At 61.2% G+C, this 25,826-nt stretch carries 22 protein-coding genes and 4 pseudogenes; 16 read left to right on the top strand and 10 right to left on the bottom strand.

The annotated features are described in order from the left end of the window. Positions 1 to 15: 15 nt before the first annotated feature. Positions 16 to 366: a helix-turn-helix domain-containing protein gene (locus JN403_RS18215; protein ID WP_122537199.1), complete on the bottom strand. Its 351-nt coding sequence runs from the start codon at positions 364 to 366 to the stop codon at positions 16 to 18. A gap of 81 nt (positions 367 to 447) precedes the next feature. On the opposite strand from JN403_RS18215, the gene JN403_RS18220 reads away from it, so the two are divergent. From JN403_RS18220 to JN403_RS18275, 12 genes and pseudogenes are all read left to right on the top strand, one after another. Further along, positions 448 to 678, top strand: a complete 231-nt coding sequence (locus tag JN403_RS18220; protein WP_122537200.1) for a DNA-binding protein — start codon at positions 448 to 450, stop codon at positions 676 to 678. A 394-nt stretch (positions 679 to 1,072) separates the two neighbouring features. Then, a complete protein-coding gene (locus JN403_RS18225; RefSeq protein ID WP_163022134.1) occupies positions 1,073 to 1,225 on the top strand; it encodes a hypothetical protein in 153 nt (50 codons plus the stop codon). A 38-nt stretch (positions 1,226 to 1,263) separates the two neighbouring features. Beyond that, a complete protein-coding gene (locus JN403_RS18230) occupies positions 1,264 to 2,349 on the top strand; it encodes a 3-deoxy-7-phosphoheptulonate synthase (protein WP_205483607.1) in 1,086 nt (361 codons plus the stop codon). 338 nt (positions 2,350 to 2,687) lie between these two features. Next, positions 2,688 to 3,569: a triacylglycerol lipase gene (locus JN403_RS18235; protein ID WP_122537202.1), complete on the top strand. Its 882-nt coding sequence runs from the start codon at positions 2,688 to 2,690 to the stop codon at positions 3,567 to 3,569. 106 nt (positions 3,570 to 3,675) lie between these two features. Then, complete coding sequence (locus JN403_RS18240) at positions 3,676 to 3,957, top strand: peptidylprolyl isomerase (protein ID WP_027898593.1); 282 nt, start codon at positions 3,676 to 3,678, stop codon at positions 3,955 to 3,957. A 211-nt stretch (positions 3,958 to 4,168) separates the two neighbouring features. After that, complete coding sequence (locus tag JN403_RS18245) at positions 4,169 to 6,037, top strand: extracellular solute-binding protein (protein ID WP_205483609.1); 1,869 nt, start codon at positions 4,169 to 4,171, stop codon at positions 6,035 to 6,037. Continuing rightward, the gene (locus JN403_RS18250) at positions 6,037 to 7,101 is read left to right on the top strand and encodes a microcin C ABC transporter permease YejB (RefSeq protein ID WP_122537204.1); all 1,065 of its coding nucleotides are present in this window, start codon (positions 6,037 to 6,039) and stop codon (positions 7,099 to 7,101) included. Before JN403_RS18245 ends, JN403_RS18250 begins: the two co-directional genes overlap by 1 nt. Continuing rightward, positions 7,101 to 8,123: an ABC transporter permease gene (locus JN403_RS18255; protein ID WP_065990436.1), complete on the top strand. Its 1,023-nt coding sequence runs from the start codon at positions 7,101 to 7,103 to the stop codon at positions 8,121 to 8,123. The genes JN403_RS18250 and JN403_RS18255 overlap by 1 nt, the downstream gene beginning before the upstream one ends. Position 8,124: 1 nt before the next feature. After that, entirely contained in the window at positions 8,125 to 9,708 is a 1,584-nt protein-coding gene (locus JN403_RS18260; protein ID WP_122624573.1) for an ABC transporter ATP-binding protein, read from the top strand. A 63-nt stretch (positions 9,709 to 9,771) separates the two neighbouring features. Further along, complete coding sequence (locus JN403_RS18265; protein ID WP_205483612.1) at positions 9,772 to 11,187, top strand: sigma 54-interacting transcriptional regulator; 1,416 nt, start codon at positions 9,772 to 9,774, stop codon at positions 11,185 to 11,187. Between the two features lie 257 nt (positions 11,188 to 11,444). Continuing rightward, positions 11,445 to 12,836 (top strand): GntP family permease, encoded by a 1,392-nt coding sequence (locus JN403_RS18270; protein WP_205483614.1) that lies wholly within the window; start codon positions 11,445 to 11,447, stop codon positions 12,834 to 12,836. Between the two features lie 10 nt (positions 12,837 to 12,846). Continuing rightward, positions 12,847 to 13,617 (top strand): annotated as a pseudogene (locus JN403_RS18275) (3-hydroxybutyrate dehydrogenase); the annotation flags it as partial. Positions 13,618 to 13,983: 366 nt separating this feature from the next. Here the strand turns inward: JN403_RS18275 and JN403_RS18280 are convergent. Continuing rightward, positions 13,984 to 15,149 (bottom strand): annotated as a pseudogene (locus tag JN403_RS18280) (PilT/PilU family type 4a pilus ATPase). A 211-nt stretch (positions 15,150 to 15,360) separates the two neighbouring features. Here JN403_RS18280 and JN403_RS18285 point away from each other — a divergent pair. Further along, on the top strand, positions 15,361 to 15,636 hold the full coding sequence (locus JN403_RS18285; RefSeq protein WP_037009819.1) for a peptidylprolyl isomerase: 276 nt from the start codon (positions 15,361 to 15,363) through the stop codon (positions 15,634 to 15,636). A gap of 168 nt (positions 15,637 to 15,804) precedes the next feature. Here JN403_RS18285 and JN403_RS18290 read toward each other — a convergent pair whose 3' ends face one another. From JN403_RS18290 to JN403_RS18325, 8 genes and pseudogenes are all read right to left on the bottom strand, one after another. After that, positions 15,805 to 16,746 carry a sugar kinase gene (locus JN403_RS18290; protein WP_205483618.1) on the bottom strand — a complete coding sequence of 314 codons (942 nt, stop codon included), beginning with the start codon at positions 16,744 to 16,746 and terminating at the stop codon, positions 15,805 to 15,807. A gap of 12 nt (positions 16,747 to 16,758) precedes the next feature. After that, on the bottom strand, positions 16,759 to 17,964 hold the full coding sequence (locus tag JN403_RS18295; protein ID WP_205483620.1) for an amino acid deaminase: 1,206 nt from the start codon (positions 17,962 to 17,964) through the stop codon (positions 16,759 to 16,761). Between the two features lie 56 nt (positions 17,965 to 18,020). After that, a pseudogene (locus JN403_RS18300) lies at positions 18,021 to 18,781 on the bottom strand (IclR family transcriptional regulator). A gap of 110 nt (positions 18,782 to 18,891) precedes the next feature. Further along, on the bottom strand, positions 18,892 to 19,278 hold the full coding sequence (locus tag JN403_RS18305) for a RidA family protein (protein WP_205483622.1): 387 nt from the start codon (positions 19,276 to 19,278) through the stop codon (positions 18,892 to 18,894). A 24-nt stretch (positions 19,279 to 19,302) separates the two neighbouring features. Beyond that, complete coding sequence (locus JN403_RS18310) at positions 19,303 to 20,094, bottom strand: amino acid ABC transporter ATP-binding protein (protein WP_108119374.1); 792 nt, start codon at positions 20,092 to 20,094, stop codon at positions 19,303 to 19,305. Continuing rightward, a complete protein-coding gene (locus JN403_RS18315; protein WP_122624566.1) occupies positions 20,091 to 20,753 on the bottom strand; it encodes an amino acid ABC transporter permease in 663 nt (220 codons plus the stop codon). Before JN403_RS18315 ends, JN403_RS18310 begins: the two co-directional genes overlap by 4 nt. 12 nt (positions 20,754 to 20,765) lie before the next feature. After that, positions 20,766 to 21,428, bottom strand: coding sequence for an amino acid ABC transporter permease (locus JN403_RS18320; RefSeq protein WP_122537215.1), 663 nt, complete (start codon positions 21,426 to 21,428; stop codon positions 20,766 to 20,768). Positions 21,429 to 21,503: 75 nt separating this feature from the next. Beyond that, positions 21,504 to 22,352, bottom strand: coding sequence for a transporter substrate-binding domain-containing protein (locus tag JN403_RS18325; protein ID WP_205483624.1), 849 nt, complete (start codon positions 22,350 to 22,352; stop codon positions 21,504 to 21,506). 582 nt (positions 22,353 to 22,934) lie between these two features. On the opposite strand from JN403_RS18325, the pseudogene JN403_RS18330 reads away from it, so the two are divergent. The 3 genes and pseudogenes from JN403_RS18330 to JN403_RS18340 all read left to right on the top strand — a co-directional run bounded on the left by JN403_RS18330 (position 22,935) and on the right by JN403_RS18340 (position 25,525). Continuing rightward, positions 22,935 to 23,302: pseudogene (locus JN403_RS18330) on the top strand (NUDIX hydrolase). A 231-nt stretch (positions 23,303 to 23,533) separates the two neighbouring features. Continuing rightward, positions 23,534 to 24,844, top strand: a complete 1,311-nt coding sequence (locus JN403_RS18335) for a PAS domain-containing methyl-accepting chemotaxis protein (RefSeq protein ID WP_122537218.1) — start codon at positions 23,534 to 23,536, stop codon at positions 24,842 to 24,844. Between the two features lie 150 nt (positions 24,845 to 24,994). Then, complete coding sequence (locus JN403_RS18340; RefSeq protein WP_122537219.1) at positions 24,995 to 25,525, top strand: GAF domain-containing protein; 531 nt, start codon at positions 24,995 to 24,997, stop codon at positions 25,523 to 25,525. Positions 25,526 to 25,826 lie beyond the last annotated feature (301 nt).

Here is a 25,826-nt window from a genome sequence, read left to right on the forward strand (position 1 = left end):
ATCGCTCGAATTGCCCTATGATTTTTTGTCTGGGGCGTAGCTGCTCTGGTATTCCGCCAGGGTGGTAGTCAACCGGCAGATGGCATCCTGCTCTTCCTTGCCCAGCGTGCGATAACTGCCCACCATCCACTCCTCGTTTTCGCTCAGACCGACGATGGGCACCGGCGTACGGGAACCCGTCAGCACGTACAACACGTCAACACCGCGAGGGGCGACGCGGGCAAGATAATCGGCCTTGGGGGTGCGTTCACCGTTTTCGTACTTGCCCTGAGCGTTGGCTTCCACGCCACCTATTTCACCGAATGCGCGCTGTGAGAGCCCCAAGCGCTCGCGCTCTTCCCTAATTCGGGCACCTATTCCACTCATTTGAATGCATAGCCTTGTTGACACCACTCTTTTGAGCGATAGAATCGAAATAATTTGAACGAACTTGAACGGTTTTGAACTATGCCCGGAATCCGTACCGCCGCACAAGCCAAGGCATGGCTGGAACAGCAAGGCAAATCCGTTCAAGAGTTTGCCAGGGAGCACAACGTGGACCCGGCGACAACCTATCAAGTGTTATCCGGGCGCAAGAAGGGGCGCCGGGGCGAGTCGCACAAAGTCGCGGTGCTGCTGGGCATGAAGATCGGCGTGATACCCCATGAAGCCGGGTCTTCGGAAGTGCCCGAGGACTGAATTGGCTTGTTGCCGCTTTAAGCATTGCTTCTTATAGGGCCCCGATCGCTACCATTGCAATTTCCAATTGAAGAACCCGACGGGTCTGAAGTAAGCTCGGCGGCATTCCACGGAGACAGACCATGTTGCCTTCCTTTTCCACCCAGCTGTTCAGCGCCGCCGACGGTTCACGTCTGGCTGAGCGTGCGGCTGCCTGGAATGCGACGACGTCTAACGCTCCTGCTTCTTATTTTTATGGGTATTGGTTTAGCCACTGGCGCGCCTGATACCCACACGGCGCCCTGAACTTCGGGACGCCCACCAGAGATAACTCTCACCCCCGGTCGGCTTCCCGACCGGGGGTTTTGTTTTTCTGGGCCACACGTTTTTGACTGATTGATTCGAGGAGCAACACATGAACCGCAACCACTATTACCGCAACGACACCGATTTCGCCTGGCGATTTAGCAACCTCCGTTCGGGACAGCCTGCCGCCTCCGATCGGTTACTGACAGGTGGCATCGCCCTGCTCACAGCCAATCCGGCCAATTGTCGAACACCCCAGTAGGTCCGCGCGGGAATACCCGCCGACCAGGAAGCCAGCACATGAATTCGCCCGTCGTCAGCAATACCCTCATCGATCTGCCGTCCGGCGCCGTCATCCTGGATGACCGCCGCCCTGCCCCGAAACGCCTGCCCACTCCGTTCGCGCTGAAACATCAGCTGCCGCTGGATGCTGCCCAGACCGCCCAGGTCGCGGCCCACCGCCAGTCGATCCGCGCCATTCTCAATGGTGAAGATTCGCGCCTGCTGGTCGTTGTCGGGCCGTGCTCGATCCACGATCCCTTGGCCGCCCTCGAATACGCCGAGCGCCTGGCGCGCCTGGCCGCCGAAGTCAGCGACCAGATGCTGCTGGTGATGCGCGCTTATGTCGAGAAGCCCCGCACCACGGTTGGCTGGAAAGGCCTCGCATACGACCCCGCGCTGGATGGCAGTGACGACATGGCCGAGGGCCTGGCCCTGTCGCGGCAACTGATGCGTGAAATGGTCCGGCTCGGCCTGCCGATCGCCACAGAGCTGCTGCAGCCGATGGCGGCGGGTTACTTCGATGACGTCCTGAGTTGGGTGGCGATTGGCGCAAGGACAACCGAATCGCAGATCCATCGGGAAATGGCCAGCGGCCTCGGCGTGCCCACGGGCTTCAAGAATGGCACCGACGGCGGCATTTCCGTCGCGTGCGACGCCATTCGCTCGGCGGCCCACGCCCACCGCCATTTCGGCATGGACTCCCAGGGCCACCCGGCGATTGTCGAGACGTCGGGCAATCCAGACACCCACATCGTGCTGCGCGGCGGTCACGGCGGTCCCAACTACGACGCGGCGAGCGTTGCAGCGGTGAATGCCAGCCTGGCGAAGCACCGCATGGCCGCCCGCATCATGGTCGATTGCAGTCACGCCAACAGTGGCAAGGATCCGCTGCGTCAACCGGCCGTGTTCAACGACGTGCTGCAGCAGCGACTGGCCGGCGAGCGAACGCTGATCGGCATGATGCTGGAGAGCCATCTGTTCGAAGGCTGCCAGCCGCTGAGTGCTTCCCTTAAATACGGTGTGTCGGTGACGGACGCGTGCCTGGGTTGGGCGTCCACCGAGCACCTGCTGCGCGATGCCGTGAACAAACTGCGCTACAGGTAACTCATGCAGTCACGTGTCCAGCCGCTTTTCCAGTAACGTCTGCAAACAGGAAGCCGGTGCCGGCCATGTCGCCGGCTTCCCGCCTAATCGTCGTCGCCATCAGCGGCGGCCCGTGGCAGCGAAGACGCCCGTCGTGGGAAAGCGCCCGGCGCGTCGGGTGTATTTGCACCGCAGCGCCAGCGCCTTTTCCAGCCTCTCCGGAACATAAGGCCTGGAGCGTTGCAACGCTCCCCACAGCCTGCAGTCACCGGCGCAGGGCCACACCCGCTACCCTCCCTCCGCGCAAGACTTTCGCTGGTTAAGCTCGATCCTTCTTTTCTATCCAAGGAGTGATCGACATGTACAAGGAAGTCACCACCAAGTACCCCCTCTTGCTGGTCCACGGTTTGTTCGGTTTCGACCGGATCGGCAACGCTGAAATGTTCCATGCCATCCCCCAGGCATTGGAGAAAGCTGGCTGCAGGGTTCACGTGCCGGCGTTGTCTGGCGTCCACGACAACGAAACCCGCGGCGAGCAGTTGATTGATCAAATCGAACGCTTCCTACGCCGCACCGGTTATCTTAAGGTCAACCTGATCGGACACAGCCAGGGCGCATTGACCTCACGTTATGCTGCCGCGCTGCGCCCCGACATCGTGGCGTCGGTCACTTCCGTGAGCGGCCCCAATCACGGCTCGGAGGTAGCAGATCGGGTGCGCCGGGCGCTGACGCCCGGGGAGATGCCTGAAGCCGTGGCTTCGCGGATGACCGCAGGTTTCGCTCACTTCCTTGCGCTGCTGAGCGGCAACCCGGACCTTCCCCAAGACCCGGTTCAGGCGCTGGATGCGCTGACGACCGAGGGCGTCGCGGCGTTCAACCGCAAGTATCCCCAAGGGCTGCCATCGACGTGGGGCGGCGAAGGCGCTGAACGGGTCAACGGCGTTCACTATTACTCGTGGAGCGGCTGCATCGACGGCTCATTGTTTTCCGAAGGCCGCAATGCCTTAGACCCGCTGCACCTGGCGTTGCGCAGTTACGCGCTGCTGTTTGAGAAGGAGGCTGCATCCAATGACGGTCTGGTCGGCCGTTTCAGCTCCCACTTGGGAAAGGTGATCCGCTCCGACTACCCGATGGATCATGTGGACTCAATCAACCAGAGCGCGGGCCTGGTGCGCAAGCAGGTCGATCCGGTGAAGCTGTACGTGGACCACGCCGCTCTGCTGTTCAGCAAAGGTCTTTAACCGACGATGTCATCTGTCACGACCGGACAAAGGCGCCTGAACTTTCTCGGGAAACGTGGCCCTTATTCCGGTACGCTCGTTTCTTTTTTCACAGGAGTCACCCAAAATGGCCAAAGCCACTGCCCGCCACATCCTCGTATCCAGCGAAGAGAAGTGCAACGAACTCAAAGCGCAGATCGAAGGCGGCGCTGATTTCGCCGAAGTCGCAAAATCCAACTCCAGCTGCCCGTCCAGCCGTCAAGGTGGCGACCTGGGCTCCTTCGGCCCGGGTCAAATGGTCAAGGAATTCGACACCGTGGTGTTCAGCGCACCGGTGAACGTGGTCCAGGGCCCGGTGAAAACCCAGTTCGGTTATCACCTGCTGGAAGTGACCAGCCGCCAGGACTGATCCTGCGCGCTGCTGCACCAACGGCCCGCCCTTGAAAGCGGGCCGTTTGTTTATCGAATCCTTGCTCCAGAGCTGTATTGTCCGGTTACAAAGACTCCGGCTTTGCGGTACCTTGCCACCGGGGTAATCAATAAAAAACCGGACCGGCCACCCGCGCCGTCATGACCTTCAACCCTGATATCGCTCGCCAATATCAGTCAGGATTCGTGCAATGCGTTTTGTTTTGTCATCGCTGATGGTCGCAACACTCGTCTTCGTTTCTGGTTTTCAGGTTTTGTCCGCCGCCCCGCAACACGCGCTGACCGTTTACGGTGAGGCGCCGCGCTATCCGGCGAATTTCGGACACTTCGATTACGTCAATGCCGACGCCCCGAAAGGCGGCAGCATGCGCCGCTCTGCCCAGGAGATCGGCCAGTTCGATCACATCATGCCCTACCTCGACAAAGGCACCGGCGTCGCTCAAGTCAATGGCTTGCTGTACTCGCCACTGGCGGTGAAGTCGCTGGACGAGCCGTACACCGTTTACGGCTTGATCGCAGAAAAGATGGAGCGCGCCCCCGACGGCCTGTCATTGCGTTTCTATCTGAGCCCTAAAGCAAAATTCTCCGACGGCTCGGCCATCACCGCCGAAGACGTGCGTTTCACCTATAACCTGCTGATGACCCAAGGCAGCCTGTCGTACCGCACCGAGTTTCAGGACGTCAAAGGCGTCGAAGTCGAGTCGCCGACGCAAATCCGGTTTGATTTCAAGAGCAACGAAAGCCGCACCCTGCCGCTGGATCTCGCCTCGCTGCCGGTGTTCCCCGAGCATTGGTGGAAGGATCGCGACTTCGCCAACGGCGGCGGCTTCGAGATCCCGGTGGGCAGCGGCCCGTATCGCATCGGCAAGGTCGACCCGGGTCGCAGCATCACCTTCGAACGCAACCCTGACTGGTGGGGCAAGGACCTCCCCGTCAATCGCGGCCAGTACAACTTCGATCATTTCAGCGTCGAGTATTTCGGCGACACCGATGTCGCCCGTCAGGTGCTGCGCGGTGGCGGTTACGACTACAACCGCGAGTATTCCGCCACCGGTTATTCCATCGGTTACGACAGCCCGGCCTTGACCGAGGGCCGCCTGCAGCGGGCGCACCTGGCCAAGGGCGCGGTGCAGAGTTCTCAGGGTTTCATCTTCAATCTCGACCGTCCAAAGTTTCAGGACCGTCGCGTGCGTCAGGCGCTGGCAATGCTGTGGGACTTCGAATGGACCAACAAACAGATGATGCGCAACGTCTATGTGCGTCAGAACAGCTACTTCTCCAACAGTGATCTGGCGGCCACGGCGTTGCCGACCGAGTCCGAGTTGAAGATCCTTGAACCGCTGCGCGGTCAGGTGCCGCCCGAAGTCTTCACGACCGTATTCAAAACCCCGAAAACAGATGGCAGCGGTTTCATTCGCGACAAACAGCTGCAGGCCCTGGCGCTGCTCGAAGAGGCAGGCTGGATGCCCCAGGGCGACAAGCTGGTCAACGCCCAGGGCGAGCCGTTGAGCTTTACCTTTCTCAACGGCCAGAGCGGCTTCGAGAAAATCCTGCTGCCGTACAAGCGCAATCTGGCGCAGATCGGCATCGATTTCGAAATTCGCCGCATAGACTCGGCGCAGTACCTGAACCGGGTCATGGCCCGCGATTACGACATGATCGTCACCGGCTACGGCGTCTCGACCTCCCCCGGCATGGAGCTGTACAACAACTTCGGCTCGAAAGTCGCCACCGATTCCGGCTCCAGCAACTACATGGTCCTGCGCGACCCGGCCGTCGACACGCTGATCGAGGGCCTGGCCAAAGCCGACAGCAAACCCGCGATGGTCGATTACGCCCATGCCCTCGACCGGGTGCTGCAGTGGGGTTTCTACTGGATTCCCAACTATTACCCACCCGGCTCGTCCACCGTGTGGTGGAATCGCTTCGGCATTCCCAAGGTACAAGCCAGCAATAGCGAGGCCATCGACACTTGGTGGGAAGTCAGCCCCCAGGCGCTTACCAACGAAGCGTTCGCCCAACAACGGGGCGCTTCGGCCATTCCTTCGGAGGTCAAGTAATGCTCGGCTACCTGATGAGGCGCCTGCTGCTGATCATTCCGACGCTGCTGTGCATTCTGCTGGTCAACTTCTTCATCGTGCAGGCCGCGCCGGGCGGGCCGGTCGAGCAAGCCATCGCCAAGCTGCAAGGCGTGGCCGGCGGCACCATCGGCGCCGGCCATACCGAAACCATGAATGCGGGTCAGTCCCGGGCCAGCCGCGGCCTCGACCCCAAGCTGATCAAGGAAATCGAGCGCCAGTACGGCTTCGACAAGCCCCTGCATGAGCGCTTGTGGCTGATGCTGAAGAATTACGCGCAACTGGATTTCGGCAACAGCTTCTTTCGCGGCGCCAAGGTCACGGACCTGATCCTGCAAAAGATGCCCGTCTCCATTTCGTTGGGGCTGTGGGCAACGTTGATTACCTACCTGGTGTCGATCCCCCTGGGCATCCGCAAGGCGGTCAAGCACGGCAGCCACTTCGACATCTGGAGCAGCACGGCCATCATCATCGGCTACGCGATGCCGGCTTTTCTGTTCGCCATGCTGTTGGTGGTGCTGTTCGCCGGCGGCACGTCGCTGAGCTGGTTCCCGGTGCGCGGGCTGGTGTCCGAGAACTTCGATCAACTGAGCACCCTGGGCAAGATCGCCGACTACTTCTGGCACCTGGTGTTGCCGGTGACCTCCCTGGTGATTGGCGGCTTCGCGACGCTGACCATTCTGACCAAAAACTCCTTCTTGAACGAAGTCACCCGCCAGTACGTGGTGACCGCCCGGGCCAAGGGATTGAGTGAGCGACGGGTGCTTTACGGCCACGTGTTCCGCAACGCCATGTTGCTGATCGTGGCGGGCATTCCCCAGGCGTTCATCAGCGTGTTCTTTGCCGGTTCGTTGATGATCGAAGTGATCTTCTCCCTCGATGGTCTCGGCCGCATGAGTTACGAAGCCGCGGTGTCCCGGGACTACCCGGTGGTGTTCGGTTCGCTGTTCATCTTCACGCTGTTCGGGTTGCTGATTAAGCTGGTCGGGGACATCTGCTACACCCTGGTCGACCCCCGGATCGACTTCAGCGCGAGGAATGCGTGATGCGCAGACTGTCTCCCGTGGCACGCCGTCGCTTCGAGCGCTTTCGCAATAACCGCCGGGGCTGGTGGTCCTTGTGGCTGTTCTGCGGGCTGTTCGTCCTCAGCCTGTGCGGCGAGCTGATTGCCAACGACAAACCCTTGGTGCTGAGTTATCAGCACGAGCTGTACTTCCCCGCCTTCAAGCGCCACACCGAGCAGGAATTCGGCGGCCAGCTGCCGTTTCAGCCGGATTACCGCAGCGATTACGTGCGCCAGCTGATCAGCAAGGGCGACGGCTGGATGCTGTTTCCGCCGATCCCGTTCAGCGATGACACGCCCAACTATGACCTGAACAAACCCGCACCAAGCCCGCCCTCCTCGATCAACTGGCTGGGCACCGACGATCAGGCTCGGGACGTGCTCGCCCGGGTCATTTTCGGCGCGCGGGTGTCGATTCTGTTTGCCCTGGCGCTGACCTTCATCAGTGCGCTTATCGGCATCGCCGCCGGCGCATTGCAGGGCTACTACGGCGGCTGGGTGGATTTGATCGGTCAGCGTCTGCTGGAAGTCTGGTCCGGTCTGCCGGTGCTGTACCTCCTGATCATTCTGTCGGGCTTCGTCGAGCCTAACTTCTGGTGGCTGCTGGGGATCATGGCGCTGTTTTCATGGCTGGCGCTGGTGGACGTGGTGCGCGCCGAATTCCTGCGCGGGCGCAATCTGGAATACGTCAAAGCGGCGCGGGCGCTGGGACTGAGTGATCGCAAGGTGATCCTGCGGCACATCCTGCCCAACGCGATGAACGCCACCCTGAGTTACCTGCCGTTCATCCTCACCGGGGCGATTTCCACGCTCACCGCGCTGGATTTCCTCGGCTTCGGCATGCCCGCCGGCAGCGCGTCACTGGGCGAGCTGATCGCCCAGGGCAAGCAGAACCTGCAGGCGCCATGGCTCGGTTTCACGGCATTTTTCACACTGGCGCTGATTCTGTCGCTGCTGGTGTTTATTGGCGAGGCCCTGCGGGATGCCTTCGACCCGAGGTCCTGACATGTCCGAAAACCTGATCGAAATCCGCGACCTCTCGGTGTCGTTCAACGGCCACACCGTGGTCAAGCACCTGAGCCTGGACATCCCGGCCGGCGAGTGCCTGGCGTTGGTTGGTGAATCGGGCTCGGGCAAATCGGTGACCGCCCACTCGATTCTGCAACTGCTGCCCCAGGCCGGCACACTGAGCACCGGCAGCATTCGTTATCGCGGCAAAGAGTTGCTTGGGGCCGATGGCAACGTCATGCGCGAGCTGCGCGGCAATCAGATCGCGATGATCTTTCAGGAGCCGATGACCTCGCTGAACCCGTTGCACACAGTGTCCCGGCAGATCGGCGAAACCTTGCTGCTGCACAAGGGGCTGGCGGGCAAGGCGGCCCAGGCGCGGATCATCGAGCTGCTGGAGCTGGTCGGCATTCAACACCCGAAAAAGCGCCTGAAAGCCTACCCCCACGAGTTGTCCGGTGGCCAGCGCCAGCGGGTAATGATCGCCATGGCCCTGGCCTGCGAGCCGGAACTGCTGATTGCCGATGAGCCCACCACGGCGCTGGACGTGACCGTGCAGCGCAAGATCCTGCTGCTGCTCAAACAGCTGCAGCAACGGTTGAACATGTCGCTGCTGCTGATCAGCCACGACCTGAATCTGGTGCACAGCATCGCCCAGCGGGTGTGCGTCATGCGCGCCGGGGAGATCGTCGAGCAGTCCAATTGCCAGCTGTTGTTCAAGAACCCGCAACACCCTTACAGCCGCCTGCTGCTGGACGCGGAACCGGCGGGCGAACCGTTGCCCCGCGACACTCGCGAGAAGGTGCTGGAGGTCGATAACCTGCGGGTCTGGTTCTCCCTCGGCGGCGGGATTTTCAACCGGCACCACGAATACCTGAAAGCCGTCGACGACATCAGCCTGAGCATCGAGCGCGGCAAAACCCTGGGAATCGTCGGCGAATCCGGCTCGGGCAAGTCGACACTTGGTCAGGCCATCCTGCGCTTGCTGGAGTCCCGTGGCAGTATCCGCTTCAAGGGTCATGCGCTGGACAGCCTCAATCAGAAGCAGATGCGCCCGTGGCGCAAGCAGATGCAGGTGGTTTTTCAGGACCCTTACGGCAGCCTCAGCCCGCGTATGTCGGTGGCGCAGATCATCAGCGAGGGCCTGGAAGTTCACAGCGACCTGGACAAGGCCAGCTGTGAGGCCGAAGTGATTCGCGCGCTGGAGGAAGTCGGCATCGACCCGTCGAGCCGGCACCGCTATCCCCACGAATTCTCCGGTGGCCAGCGTCAACGTATCGCCATTGCCCGCGCCCTTGTGCTCAAACCTGCCTTGATATTGCTCGACGAACCGACCTCTGCACTGGATCGCACCGTGCAGAAACAGGTTGTCGCGTTGTTGCGTCAGTTGCAGGAACGTCATGGCCTGACTTATCTGTTCATCAGCCACGACCTGGCCGTGGTTAAGGCGCTGGCCCATGACCTGATCGTGGTCAAGGACGGCAAGGTGGTCGAGCGCGGCGCGAGCCACGACGTATTCGATGCGCCGCAGCACCCCTACACCCGGGAATTGCTGGCGGCGGCGCATCCCGGTTTCAATTGAAGCTCGTCCGAACCAGTAGTCTGTGCGGCCAGATGCCGAGAAACAGGATTGACGGAACCGCTCATGAAAGACAGTGAGAGCCTGAAGGACTACCGACGCGTTCGGCGACTGGCGATCCGTTCGCTCTTCGAGATCATCGAGCAGTCCAGCGAAGGCACGGTCATCGTCGACCGGGACGCCCGCATCGTCTGGATCAACGAGCGTTACGCACGCCGCTTTGGCCTCGAAGACCCGGGCCGAGCGGTGGGCCAGCCCTGTGAGCAGGTGATTCCCGGCAGCCTGCTGCGGCAGGTGGCGAGCAACGGCCAGCCTATTCTGCTGGACATGATGGACACGGCGAAGGACCCGCTGGTGGTCATGCGCCTGCCAATCCACGACGACGGCGGCGCGGTGATCGGCGCCATCGGTTTCGCGCTGTTCGATGAGTTGCAGGCCTTGTCGCCGCTGCTCAAGCGCTATTCCAGCATGCAGCAGGAACTGGCTTCGACTCGCTCGCTGCTGCGCGCACGCCAGGCCAAATACAGCTTCGCCCACTTCATCGGCACCAGTGCCGCCAGCCTGGAAGTCAAACGCCGCGCACGGCGTAGCGCCAGCACCGATTCCCCGGTGTTGCTGCTGGGTGAGACCGGCACCGGCAAAGAGCTGCTCGCCCACGCGGTGCACAACAGCTCGCCGCGGGCACACAAACCCTTTATCAGCATCAACAGCGCGGCGATTCCCGAGGCGTTGCTGGAGGCGGAGTTCTTCGGCACGGCCCCGGGTGCGTTCACCGGCGCCGACCGCAAGGGGCGCAACGGCAAATTGCACCTGGCCGAGGGCGGCACGCTGTTCCTCGACGAAATCGGCGACATGCCCCTCCCGCTGCAGAGCAAGCTGCTGCGGGTGCTGCAGGAAAAGGAATACGAGCCGGTGGGCTCCAACGAGATGGTCAAAAGCGATGTGCGGCTGATCGCGGCGACCTCCACGGACCTCGAAGCGGCGATCAAACGGGGCGAGTTTCGCGCCGACCTGTATTACCGACTGAGCGTGCTGCCGATCCGTGTACCACCGCTGCGCGAGCGGCTGGATGATATTCCGGCGCTGACGGAGGCGATTCTCGAAGACCTTCACAGCCAGCACGAACTGGCGCCTTCAGCCATGGCCGCCCTCGCGCAACATGCCTGGCCGGGCAACATTCGCGAGCTGCGCAATGTGCTCGAACGCGCGGCGCTGCTCAGCGACGATCTGCAACTCAACCCCGACGACATTCTCGTTGCCATCGGCACGCTGGTGCCGGTGACCAGTCCGCCGGCAACCGGACCTTCGGCATCCAATGATCAGACCTACAGCGAGGCACGGCAGCATTTCGACCGGGAGCTCATTCAGGCGAAGCTGGCGCAGTGTGCGGGTAACGTGATCCTCGCGGCCCGGCAATTGGGGCTGGGCCGTTCGACGCTGTACAAAAAGATGGCGGCATTGGGGATCGCCGAGTCTCAATAGAGAGAATGCCTGTCTACGAATCTGGAATGAACCTCAGCTAGCCCGATCCAGAGCGGTTGCGAGGCAGGGCAACTGGTGTTTCATACGCCCGATTGCACAGGAGTGGTCTCATTTTCTGGACAGAGCAGACGCTTCGCTCCCACACCAACAACCAAATGCGTTAAGAATCAGGCAGTTAGCGTAATGGCATGAAACTGGCTATACCTCCTGTTGCGCGGCCTCGCCGCACCCAAAATAAAAACAACAGGAGACACTCGATGAGTGTGATCATCGCTTTAGCGGCGCTTACGCTGCTGATGCTGGCTGCCTACCGGGGTTACAGCGTCATCCTCTTTGCCCCCATCGCGGCCCTCGGCGCCGTGCTGCTCACCGACCCATCAGCCGTGGCGCCCGCCTTCACCGGCGTGTTCATGGACAAGATGGTCGGCTTCGTCAAACTCTACTTTCCGGTGTTTCTGCTGGGTGCCGTGTTCGGCAAGCTGATTGAGCTGTCGGGCTTCTCGCGCTCCATCGTGGCGGCTGCCATTCGCTTGCTTGGCACCCGCCAGGCGATGCTGGTGATCGTGCTGGTCTGCGCGCTGCTGACCTACGGCGGCGTGTCGCTATTCGTGGTGGTGTTTGCGGTCTACCCGTTCGCCGCCGAGATGTTCCGTCAAAGCAACATCCCCAAACGGCTGATTCCGGCGACCATCGCCCTGGGCGCGTTTTCGTTCACCATGGACGCCCTGCCCGGCACACCGCAGATCCAGAACATCATCCCCTCAACTTTCTTCAACACCACGGCGTGGGCGGCGCCTTGGCTGGGGCTGATCGGCACAGCGTTCGTGTTCAGCGTCGGCATGCTGTTTCTGCAGCGCCAGCGCAACCGGGCCCAGCGTGCCGGCGAAGGTTATGGCACCGAACTGCGCAACGAACCGGACACTCCGGACGATATCGCACTGCCCAACCCGTGGATCGCGTTGGCGCCGCTGTTGCTGGTCGGGATCATGAACCTGCTGTTCACCCAGTGGATTCCCCAGTGGTATGGCAAGACCCACACCCTCGCGCTGCCGGGTATGGCGACGCCGGTGCAGACCGACATCGCCAAAATTACCGCGATCTGGGCCGTGGAGGCGGCGTTGCTGGTGGGCATTCTCTTCGTGCTGCTGTTCGCCTTCCGCACGGTGAAATCGAAGCTGGCCGAGGGTAGCAAAGGTGCGGTCAGCGGTGCCCTGCTGGCGGCGATGAACACCGCGTCGGAATACGGTTTTGGCGCTGTGATTGCTTCGTTGCCCGGATTTCTGGTGCTGGCGGACGGTCTGAAAAGCATTCCCAACCCGCTGGTCAACGAAGCGATTACCGTGACGCTGCTCGCCGGGATCACCGGCTCGGCGTCCGGGGGCATGAGCATTGCCCTGGCGGCGATGTCCGACAGCTTTATCGCGGCGGCCCACGCGGCGAACATTCCGCTGGAGGTGTTGCACCGGGTCGCGGCCATGGCCAGCGGCGGCATGGACACGCTGCCGCACAACGGCGCGGTCATCACCTTGCTGGCGGTCACCGGCCTGACTCACCGGGAGGCCTACAAGGACATCTTCGGCATCACCATTATCAAGACCCTGGCGGTGTTCGTGGTGATCGGGGTTTTCTATGCAACCGGCATCGTATGAGGAAATGAACATGAGTCTGCAAGGCAAAACGGCACTGGTCACCGGCTCCACCAGCGGCATCGGCCTGGGCATCGCGCTGACGCTGGCCAAGGCCGGCGCAAATCTGCTGCTCAACGGTTTCGGCGATGCGTCGGCGGTGATCGAGCAGATCAAGCAGTACGGCGGCAAAGTCGGCCACCACCCGGCGGACGTCAGCGATGTCGCGCAGATCGCCGACATGATGGCCTACGCCGAACGTGAATTCGGCGGCGTCGACATTCTGGTGAACAACGCCGGGATTCAGCACGTCGACGCGGTGGAGGATTTCCCCGTCGAGAGCTGGGACAAGATCATTGCCATCAACCTGTCGTCGGTGTTCCACAGCACACGGTTGTGCCTGCCGGGCATGCGTGCCAAGGGATGGGGGCGAATCGTGAACATTGCGTCTGTGCATGGCCTGGTGGGGTCGACGGGCAAGGCGGCGTATGTGGCGGCCAAGCATGGCGTCATTGGTCTAACCAAGGTGGTCGGGCTTGAGACGGCCGGCAGTAATGTCACCTGCAATGCCATCTGCCCGGGCTGGGTGCTGACGCCACTGGTGCAGAAGCAGATCGATGATCGGGCTGCGCAGACGGGCGACGTGGAGCAGGCAAAACATGACTTGCTGGCGGAGAAGCAGCCATCGCTGGAATTCGTGACGCCTTCGCAGCTGGGTGAGCTGACCCTGTTTCTGTGCAGCGAAGCCGGGGCGCAGGTGCGTGGCGCGGCGTGGAATATTGATGGGGGTGGCTGGCGCGGTAGGTCCAGTAGGACCGGCTTTAGCCGGGAAAGCGTCGGTCGCTACACCCCGAAATGTGTGTTGCTCAAACCGGCCCCTTCCCGGCTGAAGCCGGTCCCACCATGGTGCGCGGACATTTTGTGGGACTGGCTTTAGCCGGGAAGGCGTCGGTTGTTACACCTCAAAGTGTGTGGTGTTCATAACGGCCTCTTCCCGGCTGAAGCCGGTCCTACAAGGGTAAGCAGGTATCTGTAGGACTGGCTTTAGCCGGGAAGGCGTCGGTTGTTACACCTCAAGTGTGTGGTGTTCATAACGGCCTCTTCCCGGCTGAAGCCGGTCCTACATGGGAAAGCGTCGGTGATGACACCGCAAGTCATCGCCTCGGAGACCTCAACTCCCCGGCTCGTCCCGCTCGTCCACCAGCCCCCAATCCTTGACGTCCACCTGCGCGGCCGGCTGGGGCGCGCGCGGCGCCGTAGCGATGGTGGATGGCCCGTCCTCGCTGTGCAATTTCAAACGCAGGCGCACATTGTTGGCCGAGTCGGCGTTCTTGAGGGCTTCGTCTTCGGTGATCGCGCCTTCGACCGCCAGGTCATACAGCGCGTTGTCGAAGGTCTGCATGCCGAGGTTGGTGGACTTCTCCATGATGCCCTTGAGCTCGGTCAGCTCGTTGCGGTGGATCAAATCACGAATCGTCGGCGTGCCCAGCATCACCTCCACTGCCGCACGGCGTTTACCGTCGGTGGTCTTGACCAGCCGCTGGGAGACGAACGCCTTGAGGTTGTTGCCCAGGTCATGCAGCAACTGCGGGCGGCGCTCTTCAGGGAAGAAATTGATGATGCGGTCCAGCGCCTGGTTGGCGTTGTTGGCGTGCAATGTCGAGATCGCCAGGTGGCCGGTGTCGGCAAACGCCAGGGCGTGCTCCATGGTCTCGCGGTCGCGGATCTCGCCGATCAGGATCACGTCCGGCGCCTGACGCAAGGTGTTCTTCAGGGCCGCGTGAAAGCTCCGGGTGTCGACGCCCACTTCGCGCTGATTGATGATCGATCGCTTGTGTTTGTGGATGAACTCCACCGGGTCTTCGATGGTGATGATGTGGCCGCTGGCGTGGCGGTTGCGATGATCGATCAAAGCCGCCAGCGAGGTGGACTTACCTGAACCGGTGGCGCCGACGAACAGCACCAGACCGTGCTTCTCCATGATCACGTCGAGCAGGATCGGCGGCAGGTGCAGGTCTTCGAATTTGGGGATGTCGAGCTTGATGTTGCGCGCCACGATCGACACTTCGTTGCGCTGCTTGAAGATGTTGATCCGGAAACGCCCGACGCCGGACAGGGAAAAGGCCAGGTTCATCTCCAGCTCGCGTTCGAAATCCACGCGCTGCTCGGCGTCCATGATGCCGTTGGCAATCACCGCGACGTCACCGGGCTTGAACGCTTCGGTGCCCAGCGGCTTGAGCACGCCATTGAACTTGGCGCAGGGGGCGCGCCCGTGGACAGGTAAAGGTCCGATCCATCCTGGGTGGCAAGCACCTTCAACAACGCCGGAAAATCCATAAGGCAACACCGCACAAGAGGTTTGAGGAGACTGCAGGCCTACAGTGTGTCGACCTTCGGCCGGTTTCAACGTTCGGGCTGTTTGACTGGCCGGGTCGGGCGTGTCTCAGTGCCGATTTACACGTTCGTCCGGCCAAGGTGTGGGAAATTACCCGAAATCGCGTAGCAAAGGCATAATGCGCGGCTTTTTTATCGAGACGTCCGGACCATCATGAAAGCCCAAGCCCGCCATATTCTGGTCAAGACCGCTGAAGAAGCCGAGCAACTGAAGCAGCGCATTGCCAAAGGCGAGGCCTTTGACGTGCTGGCGAAGAAGTATTCGACCTGCCCGAGCGGCAAGCGCGGCGGCGATCTGGGTGAGGTGCGCCCGGGCCAGATGGTCGGCGCGATTGACCAGGTGATCTTCAAAAAGCCGCTGCGGACCGTGCACGGGCCGGTCAAGAGCAAATTCGGGTATCACCTGGTGCAGGTGTTTTATCGGGATTAATCAGTATTCGCTGGAATTTTGTGGTGGTCACACTGGCCCCTTCCCGGCTGAAGCCGGTCCCACAAGGGGTCCGCATTCCTTCAGTCAATCCCACTGAACGCGCGCGATTCTTTAGTGGGACCGGCTTTAGCCGGGAAGAGGCCGGTGGGCTCGCCATCAATGTCCCGCTCAAACCGGCATCACACTCCTCGGGATCAATGCCCCCGGGTGCTGAATCACCAGGCTCGCCAACTGGTGTCCGGCGTCGGCCGCATCTTTTGGACTGCCGCCGCGCAAACGCCGAGCCAGATACGCCGCGCTGAACGAATCCCCCGCCGCCGTGGTGTCGATGACTTTCTGCACGGTATGCGCAGGCACCTCATAACGCCGGTCGTCGACACTCACGAGACAGCTCTGCGCCCCGCGCTTGACCACCACCTCGCTGACGCCCATGGCCCGATAGGTCTGCAGAATCTGATCGCCGTCGCTGTAGTCGAACAGCGCCTGCTCGTCCTCCTCGGTCAACAGCGCCAGGTCCACTTCGTGCATCACCGCGCGATACGCCTGGCGCGCCTGCTCGATGCTGCGCCACAAGCGCGGGCGGTAGTTGTTGTCGAATACCACCCGGGCGCCACGGTCGCGGGCATCGCCGAGGGTCGACAACAACCGCCCCCTGCCCACCTCACCCAGAACCGCCAGGGTAATGCCGCTGAAATACAGCACGTCGTAATCCGGCAACGCGGCCAGCACCGGCTCGGCCGCCGGCGTGGTGAAGCATTCGCGCACCGCCGCCTCGTTGCGCCAATACAGGAATCGCCGCTCGCCGCTGGCATCGGTCTGAATGCAATACAGCCCCGGCAGCCGCCCCGGCAGACGCTGTACCCGACTCAGACCAATGCCCTCATCGGTCCAGACCTGGCACATGGCGTCGCTGAAACTGTCGTCGCCCAGCGCCGTGACGTAATCCACCTGCGCAGCCGAACCCAATAGCCGCGACAGGTACACCGCCGTGTTCAGCGTGTCGCCGCCGAAGCTCTGCTTAAGCGTGCCATTGGCGTGCTGTTGCAACTCGATCATGCATTCGCCGATCAAGGCGACGCGCGGGTAGCTGTGACTGACCATTTCACTCATCGCAGACTCCTGTCAGAAGCAGGTATCAAAGGATTCGATGACGCACAGATCATCGCCTACCAGGCACCCCGTGCGCCATTTGTCGAAGGTCAGGCACGGGTGCGAGGTGCCGAACGAGATGATATCGCCGACCTTCAACTCGCAGCCCGGCGCAACGGTCATGAACGCGTGCTGGTCCATCACCGCCGTGACGGTGCAAGCGCTGACGTCCTCGCCACTGGCCGGCACCACGCCGGGCGCGTAGCGTTTGATCGGTTTCGGCATGCCGGCGTCGAACGCCACGTCGCGCTTGCCCATGGCGATCACCGCAAAACCCGGCTCCGGCATCGATTGCACGTGGGCCCAGACCTCCATCGCCGGACGCAAACCTTCGCTCAGGTCGTGGCGTCGGTCGAGCACGCAGCACTGCGCGTCTTTGTAGATGCCGTGGTCGTGGACCACGTAACTGCCGGGGCGCAACACGCTCAGAAACCGTTCGCGCACCTGTTGCTTGTCGAACTCTTCGGCGATCAGGTCGTACCAGGCCGAACCCGAGGCGGTGACGATCGGGCGATCCAGGGCAAACGCGCCCTTGTCCTGCAGCGTCACGGCCAGCCGCACCAGCGACGTGGCGAACGCACGAATGCCGCTCACCGCCTGGTCGCCATGAATCACGCCCTCGTAGCCCTCGATGCCGGTCAGCTTCAGCGCCGGTTGTGCAGCAATCGAGTCGGCCAGGGCCATGACCTCGGCTTCGCTGCGGCAACCGCAACGTCCACCGACCACGCCGTACTCGATCATCACATTCAGGCTCAGGCCCTTGGCGGCGAAGAACTCGCCCAGCGCCTTGACGTTGTCCGGGTGATCGACCATGCAGTGAAAGTCGAACATGGAGTCAGTGAGCATCTCGGCGATGATCGCCATGTTCGGCGCGCCGACCAGTTGATTGGCCATCAGCACCCGACGCACGCCATGGGCGTAGGCCGCACGGGTCTGCACCGCAGTCGCCAGGGTCATGCCCCACGCGCCGTGCTGCAACTGCCGCAGAAACAACGCCGGGACCATGCTGGTCTTGCCATGGGGCGCCAGTTCGGCGCCGCTGTCGCTGACGAACTTCTGCATCCAGCGCAGGTTGTGCTCCAGCGCCGTGTCGTGGATCACCAGCGCGGGCAGGCTGACGTCGCGCACCAGGTGGTGGCCCGGTTGGGTGGCGCCTTTTTCAATCGCGGCAATGCTCATGGTTTTCTCCTTAATTTCTTGTTCGTGTGCATGACACGTGTGCAGGTTCGGCGATGCTATTCAATGACGCGCCGGGCCAGGCCGTTGGCGCTGTCGGTCAATACGCGCCGGTAATGATCGTAATGGGCAGTGGCGTCGGCGCGTGGGGCGACGATGCACAGGGTTGCGATGCAGATGCCCTGTCTGTCCCGCACCGGCGCAGCGAAGCAATGGGTGAAGGTGTCGGCAATGCTGTCGAAGGAAAAGAAGCCTTCGTCGTGGGCCTTGCGGATCTCGGCGAGAAAGGTCTCGATCGGCAGGCGCTTGCCATCTGGAAGGATGAAATCCTCGTCGTCGATCAGGTCGATGATCGCCTGATCGGTGAGGTGCCCGAGCAGCAGACGCCCCGAGGCCGTCCACGGAATCGGCGCGTCCTCGCCGATGTCGGACGAAATGCGAAAATGCCGTGCGCCCTCCTTCATCAGCGCGACGGTGTATTTGCGGCCGTTGAGCAGGCACATCTGCGCGGTTTCCCGGGTCTGCTCGACGATCTCCCCAGGCTGACTTCGGCCTCGCGGGTGAAATCGAAATGACGCAGATGCGCCTGCCCGAGGAAGTACAGCTGCCGGCCCAGGTACACGTGGCCGTCCTTGCCGACGGTTTCGAGGATGCGCCGCTCCAGCAGCGAACTGACCAGCTCATACACCGTCGATTTCGGGCTGCCGATGCCGCTGGCGATCTCGTTGGGCCGCATCGGCGTGCCGGTTTCCTTGAGAAAATCGAGAATATCGAACGCTCGGTCTAAACCACGGGCCCGGCGTTTGATGTCTTCGGTCATAAGAGCGGCTCCAGGCTATAAGGAAGTTTCAAGCGGCAAGCTTCAAGCGGCAAGCGTTCGATCACCGCTGTATCGACTTGCAGCTTGCAGCTTAAAGCTTACCGCTCGCCTCACTTGCGCTTATAGGCAATGCAATCGATTTCGACCTTGCAGTCGACCATCATGTTGGCCTGCACGCAGGCACGGGCCGGTGCGTGTTCCGGGGAGAAGTACTCGCCGAAAACTTTGTTGAAGCTCCAGAAATCACGCGGGTCTTCCAGCCACACGCCCACGCGCACGACGTCTTCCAGGCCGTAGCCGGCTTCGGTCAGGATGGCCACCAGGTTCTGCATGGCCTTGTGGGTCTGCTCGATGATCCCGCCGTTGATGATCTCACCGTTTTCGGCCGGCACCTGACCCGACACATGCAGCCAGCCATCGGCTTCAACGGCGCGGGCGAAAGGACGTGGCTGACCGCCACCTGCGGTACTGCCGGCACCGTAACGAGTAATGCTCATGAAAATCTCCTTTGATTGAGCGTCTTAAAAACGAATGTTCTTGAGGAATTCAGCCAGACGCGCTGACTTGGGTTGTTCGAATAATGCCTTGGGCGGGCCCTGCTCTTCGATGCGGCCCTGGTTCATGAAGACGATTTGATCGGATACCTCGTAGGCGAAGCGCATCTCGTGGGTCACCAGCAACATGGTCATGCCCTCTTCGGCCAGGCCCTTGATCACGCTGAGCACCTCACCGACCAGCTCGGGGTCCAGCGCCGACGTGACCTCGTCGAACAGCATCAGGCTCGGGTTCATGGCAATGGCCCGGGCAATCGCCACGCGCTGCTGCTGGCCGCCGGACAACTGACCGGGAAAGTGATTGCGCCGCTCCAGCAGGCCGACGCGCTCCAGCCACTTTTCGGCCAGCGCGATGGCTTGATCCTTGGGCAGCTTCTTCACCTTGAGCAAACCGAGGGTAACGTTCTGCAGCGCGGTCAGGTGCGGGAACAGGTTGAACTGCTGAAACGCCATCCCGGTCATCGCCCGATGCTGGGCGATGAGCTTTTCCGGATGACGCACGCGCTTGCCACTGACGTCGCTGTAGCCGATGTCCTGACCTTCGAGACGAATGTGACCGCCCTGAAACTCTTCCAGCAGGTTGACGCAACGAAGCAGCGTGGTCTTGCCCGAGCCACTGGAGCCGATCAACGTGACCACGTTGCCTTTGTTCATCTTCAGGTCGACGCCCTTGAGGACTTCAACCGGGCCATAGGATTTGTGCAGCCCTTCGATGCTCAACAGAGCCGGGGCGGCAGGTGCGGTTTGAGTCTGTGTCATGGCAAGGCCACCCGTTTTTCGATTTGCCGCCCAAGAAGCTCGATGGCGTAGTTGATGACGAAGAAAAGAAAGCCGGCGAACAGGTAAAACTCGAGGGTCATGAAGTTGCGCGCGATGACCTGCTGGGTGCTGAGCAGCAACTCGGCCACGCCGATCACCGAGAGCAGGGTCGAGGCCTTGACGATCTCCGTCGACGAATTGACCCAGGTCGGCAATATCTGCCGCAGCGCTTGAGGCAACAGTACATAACTGAGGGATTGACGGAACGTCAGGCCGATGGCCTTACCGGCTTCAAGCTGCCCGCGCGGGATGGCCTGCAGGGCACCGCGCACGATCTCGGCGACGTGGGAACCGCAAAACAGTGTCAGCCCCAGCGCACCGGCCTGGAACGCGCCGATCTGCCAGCCCAGCGCTGGCGCCATATAGAAGCAGGCCAGCACCAGGACAAACACGGGGGTGCCGCGAATCAGGTCGACGTAGGCGCGAAACGGCAGGCGTGCCCACCATTTGCCGTAGGTCAGGATCAGCCCGGCAAACACGCCTATCACCGTGCCGAACACGATCGCAAGGCCGGCGCACTGCACGCTGGTGAGAAACCCCGCCCACAGCGCTTCCCGGGCAATCCACAATTCATGCAACCAACTGGGTTGTTCGTACATGGTCCGGGCCTCCTAGCGGCGAATCGCCAGACGCTGCTCGAGGTAACGCAGCAGCATGGCAATGAGGTAACAGGCCGCGACGTACAGCGCCGTGGTGACCAGCCAGGTTTCAATCACCCGGTAGCTCTCGACGTTGATCTTGCGCGCATAATAGGTCAGTTCCGGCACCGCGATGGCGGCGGCCAGGGACGTGTCCTTGAACAGCGAAATGAAGTTGTTCGACAGCGCCGGCAGCACGTTGCGCAACATGACCGGAACGACGATGTACGCACGCACCTGCCATTCGCCGAGGCCGATCGCCAGCCCTGCTTCGCGCTGGCCCTTGTGAATGCTCAAGAGACCTGCGCGGAACACCTCGGTCAGGTACGCCCCTGCATACAGCGACAGGGTGATGATGAACGACGGGATCTTGTCCAGACGAATACCCAGCCCTGGCAAGGCGAAGTAGATGAGCAGGATCAGCACCAGAATCGGCGTGTTGCGCACCACGGTGACGTAAATCGACGCCACGATACGCAGGGCGCGGTAGCGGGACAGCATCGCGAATGCGGCCAGCATGCCGATGACGCAACCGATGGCGATGGAGATCAGAGCCAGTTCCAGGCCGAGCCCCAGCCCTGCCAGCAGACTGGGGAAATCCCGCCAGACTGCTGCAAAATTCAGCTGATAATTCATGGTCAGCAGTACCTGGGGCGGGACGGCGCCACGGCCGCCCTCGCCCCCTTCAGTGAGCGTCGCACGCGGCGCGGATTATTTGTATTCCATCGGGAAACCGATCGCAGGTGTCGGCAGGTCCACGCCGAACCACTTCTTGAACGACTCGGCATACATCGGGAATTCAACCCCGGTCATGGCTTCATGGAGCGCGGTGTTGACGAAGTTCAGCCAGTCCTGATCGCCACGCTTGACGGCGCACGCGTAAGTTTGCGGGCTCCAGGCGAACGCGGGCGAACGATAACGACCCGGGTTCTGCACCATCAGGTAGTTCACTGATGACTGATCGGTGGCGGCCGCATCGGCACGACCGGAATTGATAGCCTGGTACATCAGATCGACGCTGTCGTACTGGTCGACTTTCGCCTTGGGCAGCGCCTGATGCACCAGCTCTTCGGCGTAGACGTTCTGCAGCACCGCCACAGTGACACCGTCGCCGGCGCCTTTCAGGTCGTCGATCTCCTTGTACTTGCTGTTGGTCGGCAGGAGCAGCGCCACGCCTTCGCGGTAGTAAGGCAGGGTGAAGGCCACCTGCTGGGCGCGGCTGGCAGTAACGGTGATGAACTGGCAGCTCATGTCGACTTTGTCGGTGAGCAAGTTCGGAATCCGCGCGTCCGAAGACTGCACGACGAACTCGACCTTGCTTGGGTCGTTGAACAGTCCCTTGGCGACGATGCGCCCGATGTCGATATCAAAACCCTGCAACTTGCCGTCTGCACCCTGGAAGTGCCAGGGCGCATTGGTGCTCCCTGTGCCCACGATCAAATGGCCACGTTGCAGAACGCTGTCGAGCTTGCTGTCAGCGGCGTAAGCCGTCGTTGTAAACGTCGCTGCCGTTATCAAGGCCAATGCACAAGCTTTCAAAGAAAGGGATCCGCGCCGCATGAGAGAAACTCCGCCGGTTGTGTTTATTCCGCTATAGCGGAACGCTGTGTGCCACACCGGAATAGACAGCAGAAAGTGTGCCACAGAGTCAGGCATTAAAAGAAGGCGGAAAAAATCCCGGTATTTTCAGTCACATGGGCTCGGGGCAGGTGTGTACGGGTTGAAGCCGCACGCGAGGCAACAGGATTCAGCGCTACGGATCACCCCACGGATTGAGAATTGGGCCCCATCGACGGGCACCCTGCGCCAAGAGCGCGCATTACGGTCTACATCGCGTGACCGTTCATCGTGCCAACGGCACGATTCCCTTGAAAGCAACCCTAAGCACCGCATCAGCTCAGTAGTGGCACTTTGGATCAATCCGGGACACCGCCCAGCGTGACGCGGCATGCCGTTGGGCCGGTTACTCCGAAACTCCACCTATACCCGCTATGGTTTTCCTATGACCGGCCGATTTATCTGGGGTCAAGGGAACATTGGCACCGTTACTGCTTCAAACGTCTTTATGAAAGTTTTATGACAACCGTATGAACATGCACGGACGGCAGGCGCTTTTACGAGTTGTAGGGTGGAGGAACGCCAATGAAAGAACGAGCCACAGTCATCTGCCGCAGAGACAACCAGATTCTCTACGTGCGCAAACCCAAATCTCGCTGGAATCTGCCGGGTGGCAAGGTCGAGGCCGACGAGTCACCTGCGCAAGCTGCGGCACGCGAGCTACGTGAAGAAACGGGGCTGATCCTGGAAGACCTGGCGTACATCAGCCGGTTTGAGGGCGGCGCGGTGATGCATCACGTCTTCGAAGTCTCAGTGACAATGATCGCCACTCCCGCACCGCACAATGAAATCGCCGACTGCAAATGGTTTACCACTGAGGAGTTGGGCGGCCAAAAGTCAGGCCGTCAGCGAAGTCGATCGTGAAGGCGTTTTTGACCAACGCAATTTATTAAGTGTTGTTGAGAGGCGTTCACAGGTTTTTCACATCGGGGGCGGTAATCTTCACTTGCTCCTCCAAGACTGACTTTAAGCCCGCACCCCCATCGCGGGCTTTTTCTTGTCCAGAATTCCTCGATCTGCCCCTCTTTCTGCGCGACGTGATCTATAAAGAATTCTGACGGTCGGACTTAATTTCGGGATCCAAACGCCGACATCAAGTCATGGGCCTATTCACGGAGCGGCAGATGTTTAATTCCAAAATCAAAAAGCAGGTGACCACTCTGAGTTCAGAGCTCGTCACGCTCAAAAATTTCCATGACGCCCTCATGCAGGAAATGCTGTCGCTGACGGTGGATTCCGACCTGCGCATCACGGATGCGAACGGCAAGTTCTGCGCAGCCATCGGTTACTCCCAGGATGAACTGGTCGGCCACCCCATGGCCGCGTTTGTCCCTTCCTATGTAGCGACCATGCCATGCTTTCGCAACTTCAGGGCGGCAGCGACCAGCGGCACGGCAGTGACCGACGACTACCGCTTCGTCAGCAAAAGCGGTTCGCTGATCTGGATTCACGCCACGTGGTCGCCGTTGAAAGATGAGCAAGGTCGCCTCGTCGCCCTCAAATGCCTGGCAACCAACGTCACCACCGAAATCAACAAGGCGCGGGAAAACGAGTCGTTCATCAATGCCCTGCTGCGCTCGACCGCAGTCATTGAGTTCGACCTTGGCGGTCACGTGCTTAAAGCCAACCAATCCTTTCTCAAGGAAATGGGCTATAGCCAGGATCAGATCCTCGGCAAACACCACAGCCTGTTCTGTGACCCGAAGTTTGCAGGCACCGATGAGTACAAAACCTTCTGGAAACGCCTGAACAACGGCGAGTTCGTCGCCGACCGCTTCAAGCGCATCAACAGCCGCGGCGAAGAGGTCTGGCTCGAAGCGACCTACAACCCGGTGCACGACACCCAGGGCGAGCTTTATAAGGTGGTCAAATTTGCCACCGTGATCACGGATCAAGTCCACCGCGAGGCGGAAATCAACGTGGCGGCTGGCACTGCCTTCGAGATTTCCCAGCGCACTGACGTCTCGGCACAGCGCGGGGCAGCGGTGATCAACAACACTGTCGAAACCATGAACGGCATCGCCGACCAGATGCTCTCCGCCTCCCACGGCATGGAAGCCCTGGGCAAACAGTCGTTGCTGATCAGCACCATCGTGCAAACCATCGGCGGCATCGCCCAACAGACCAACCTCCTGGCCCTCAATGCCGCCATCGAAGCCGCCCGGGCCGGTGAACAAGGCCGTGGCTTTGCCGTCGTGGCCGATGAAGTGCGTCAGCTGGCAGGGCGCACCAGCACGGCGACCGAGGAGATCGTCGCGGTGGTGCAGCAAAACCAGAAACTGGTGGATGAGGTGGTCAAGGACATGGGCAGCACGCGGGCTCAGGCCGAACAGGGCCTGTCGCTGGCGAACCAGGCCGGTAGCGTGATCGTGGAAATTCAGGAAGGGGCGCGGCAGGTCGTAGGGGCGGTACAGCGATTTAGCCACCAGCTCTGACGTCGGCCGCCCTCGCCTCGTGCCCGGGTGCCCCATGGCAAATGGTCGCAGCGCGCTGAGCGGGAGATACGCTTGCCCTACAAAATGCTAATCTGCGCGACAGATGTGGCCCCATCCGGTATGCCACCCCACGTTGACATGGAGCCGACAATGGCTTTGGATTCCCTGCTCTGCCCGGATTTGCTGACCATTGCAGAGCGTTCGGCGATTGCCGAGGTTGAAGCGACCACAAACATCCTCAAGCTGGTGACGCGGCTGACCGGCATGCGCTTTGCGGGCATCGCCAAGTTCACCGACTCCGAATGGGTCGCTTGCGCGGTCTATGACGAGATTCACATCGGTATCCAGGAGGGCGAAGTCCTGGAGCTGGAAACGACCCTGTGCAACGAGCTGATCGAAAACCCGCAGGCGCTGATCATCCCCAGCATCAGCAGAAGCGAGCGCTATGCAGGTCGCCCGGTGGTCAAGAAATACGCCATCGAAAGCTATATCGGCGTGCCGATCAGCCTGCCGGACGGCCAGCTGTTCGGGGCGCTGTGCCTGCTGGATTCCAAAGCCAGCTCTTTCGACAACCCGGACCTCGTCGAGACACTGGGTCTGTTCTCCCGTCTCATCGGCTGCATCGTGTTCTCCCATCATTCAACGGTGAACAAAGTCAGGACTCAGGTCGAGCACGCCTGATCAGGTGATGCTCACCGGGCGAGCGGCGGTTAGGTGGATAACCAAGACGGTGTTACACTGCCGCGCCTTGAATTAGCCTGCGCTGCTTGAGCCTTTCGTGGGGTCGCGGCGCGCGGCCAGACCTTTCCGTCTTCCGGCGCACAGCAAGCGTGGCCGATGCATGTCGGTCACCCGCTGAACCCTATCGGACGCTGCTCCCGTTCACCCATCTTCATCAGGTCATGTCCCCGTCACCGGTGACGTGCAGGCTGCTGGTTGGATCACGAGCAATCGCCACCAGGCGTCGAAGGCCATCGCCAGT

Origin of the sequence: Pseudomonas sp. 15A4 (assembly GCF_016925575.1) — a bacterium.
Classification (GTDB): Bacteria; Pseudomonadota; Gammaproteobacteria; order Pseudomonadales; family Pseudomonadaceae; genus Aquipseudomonas.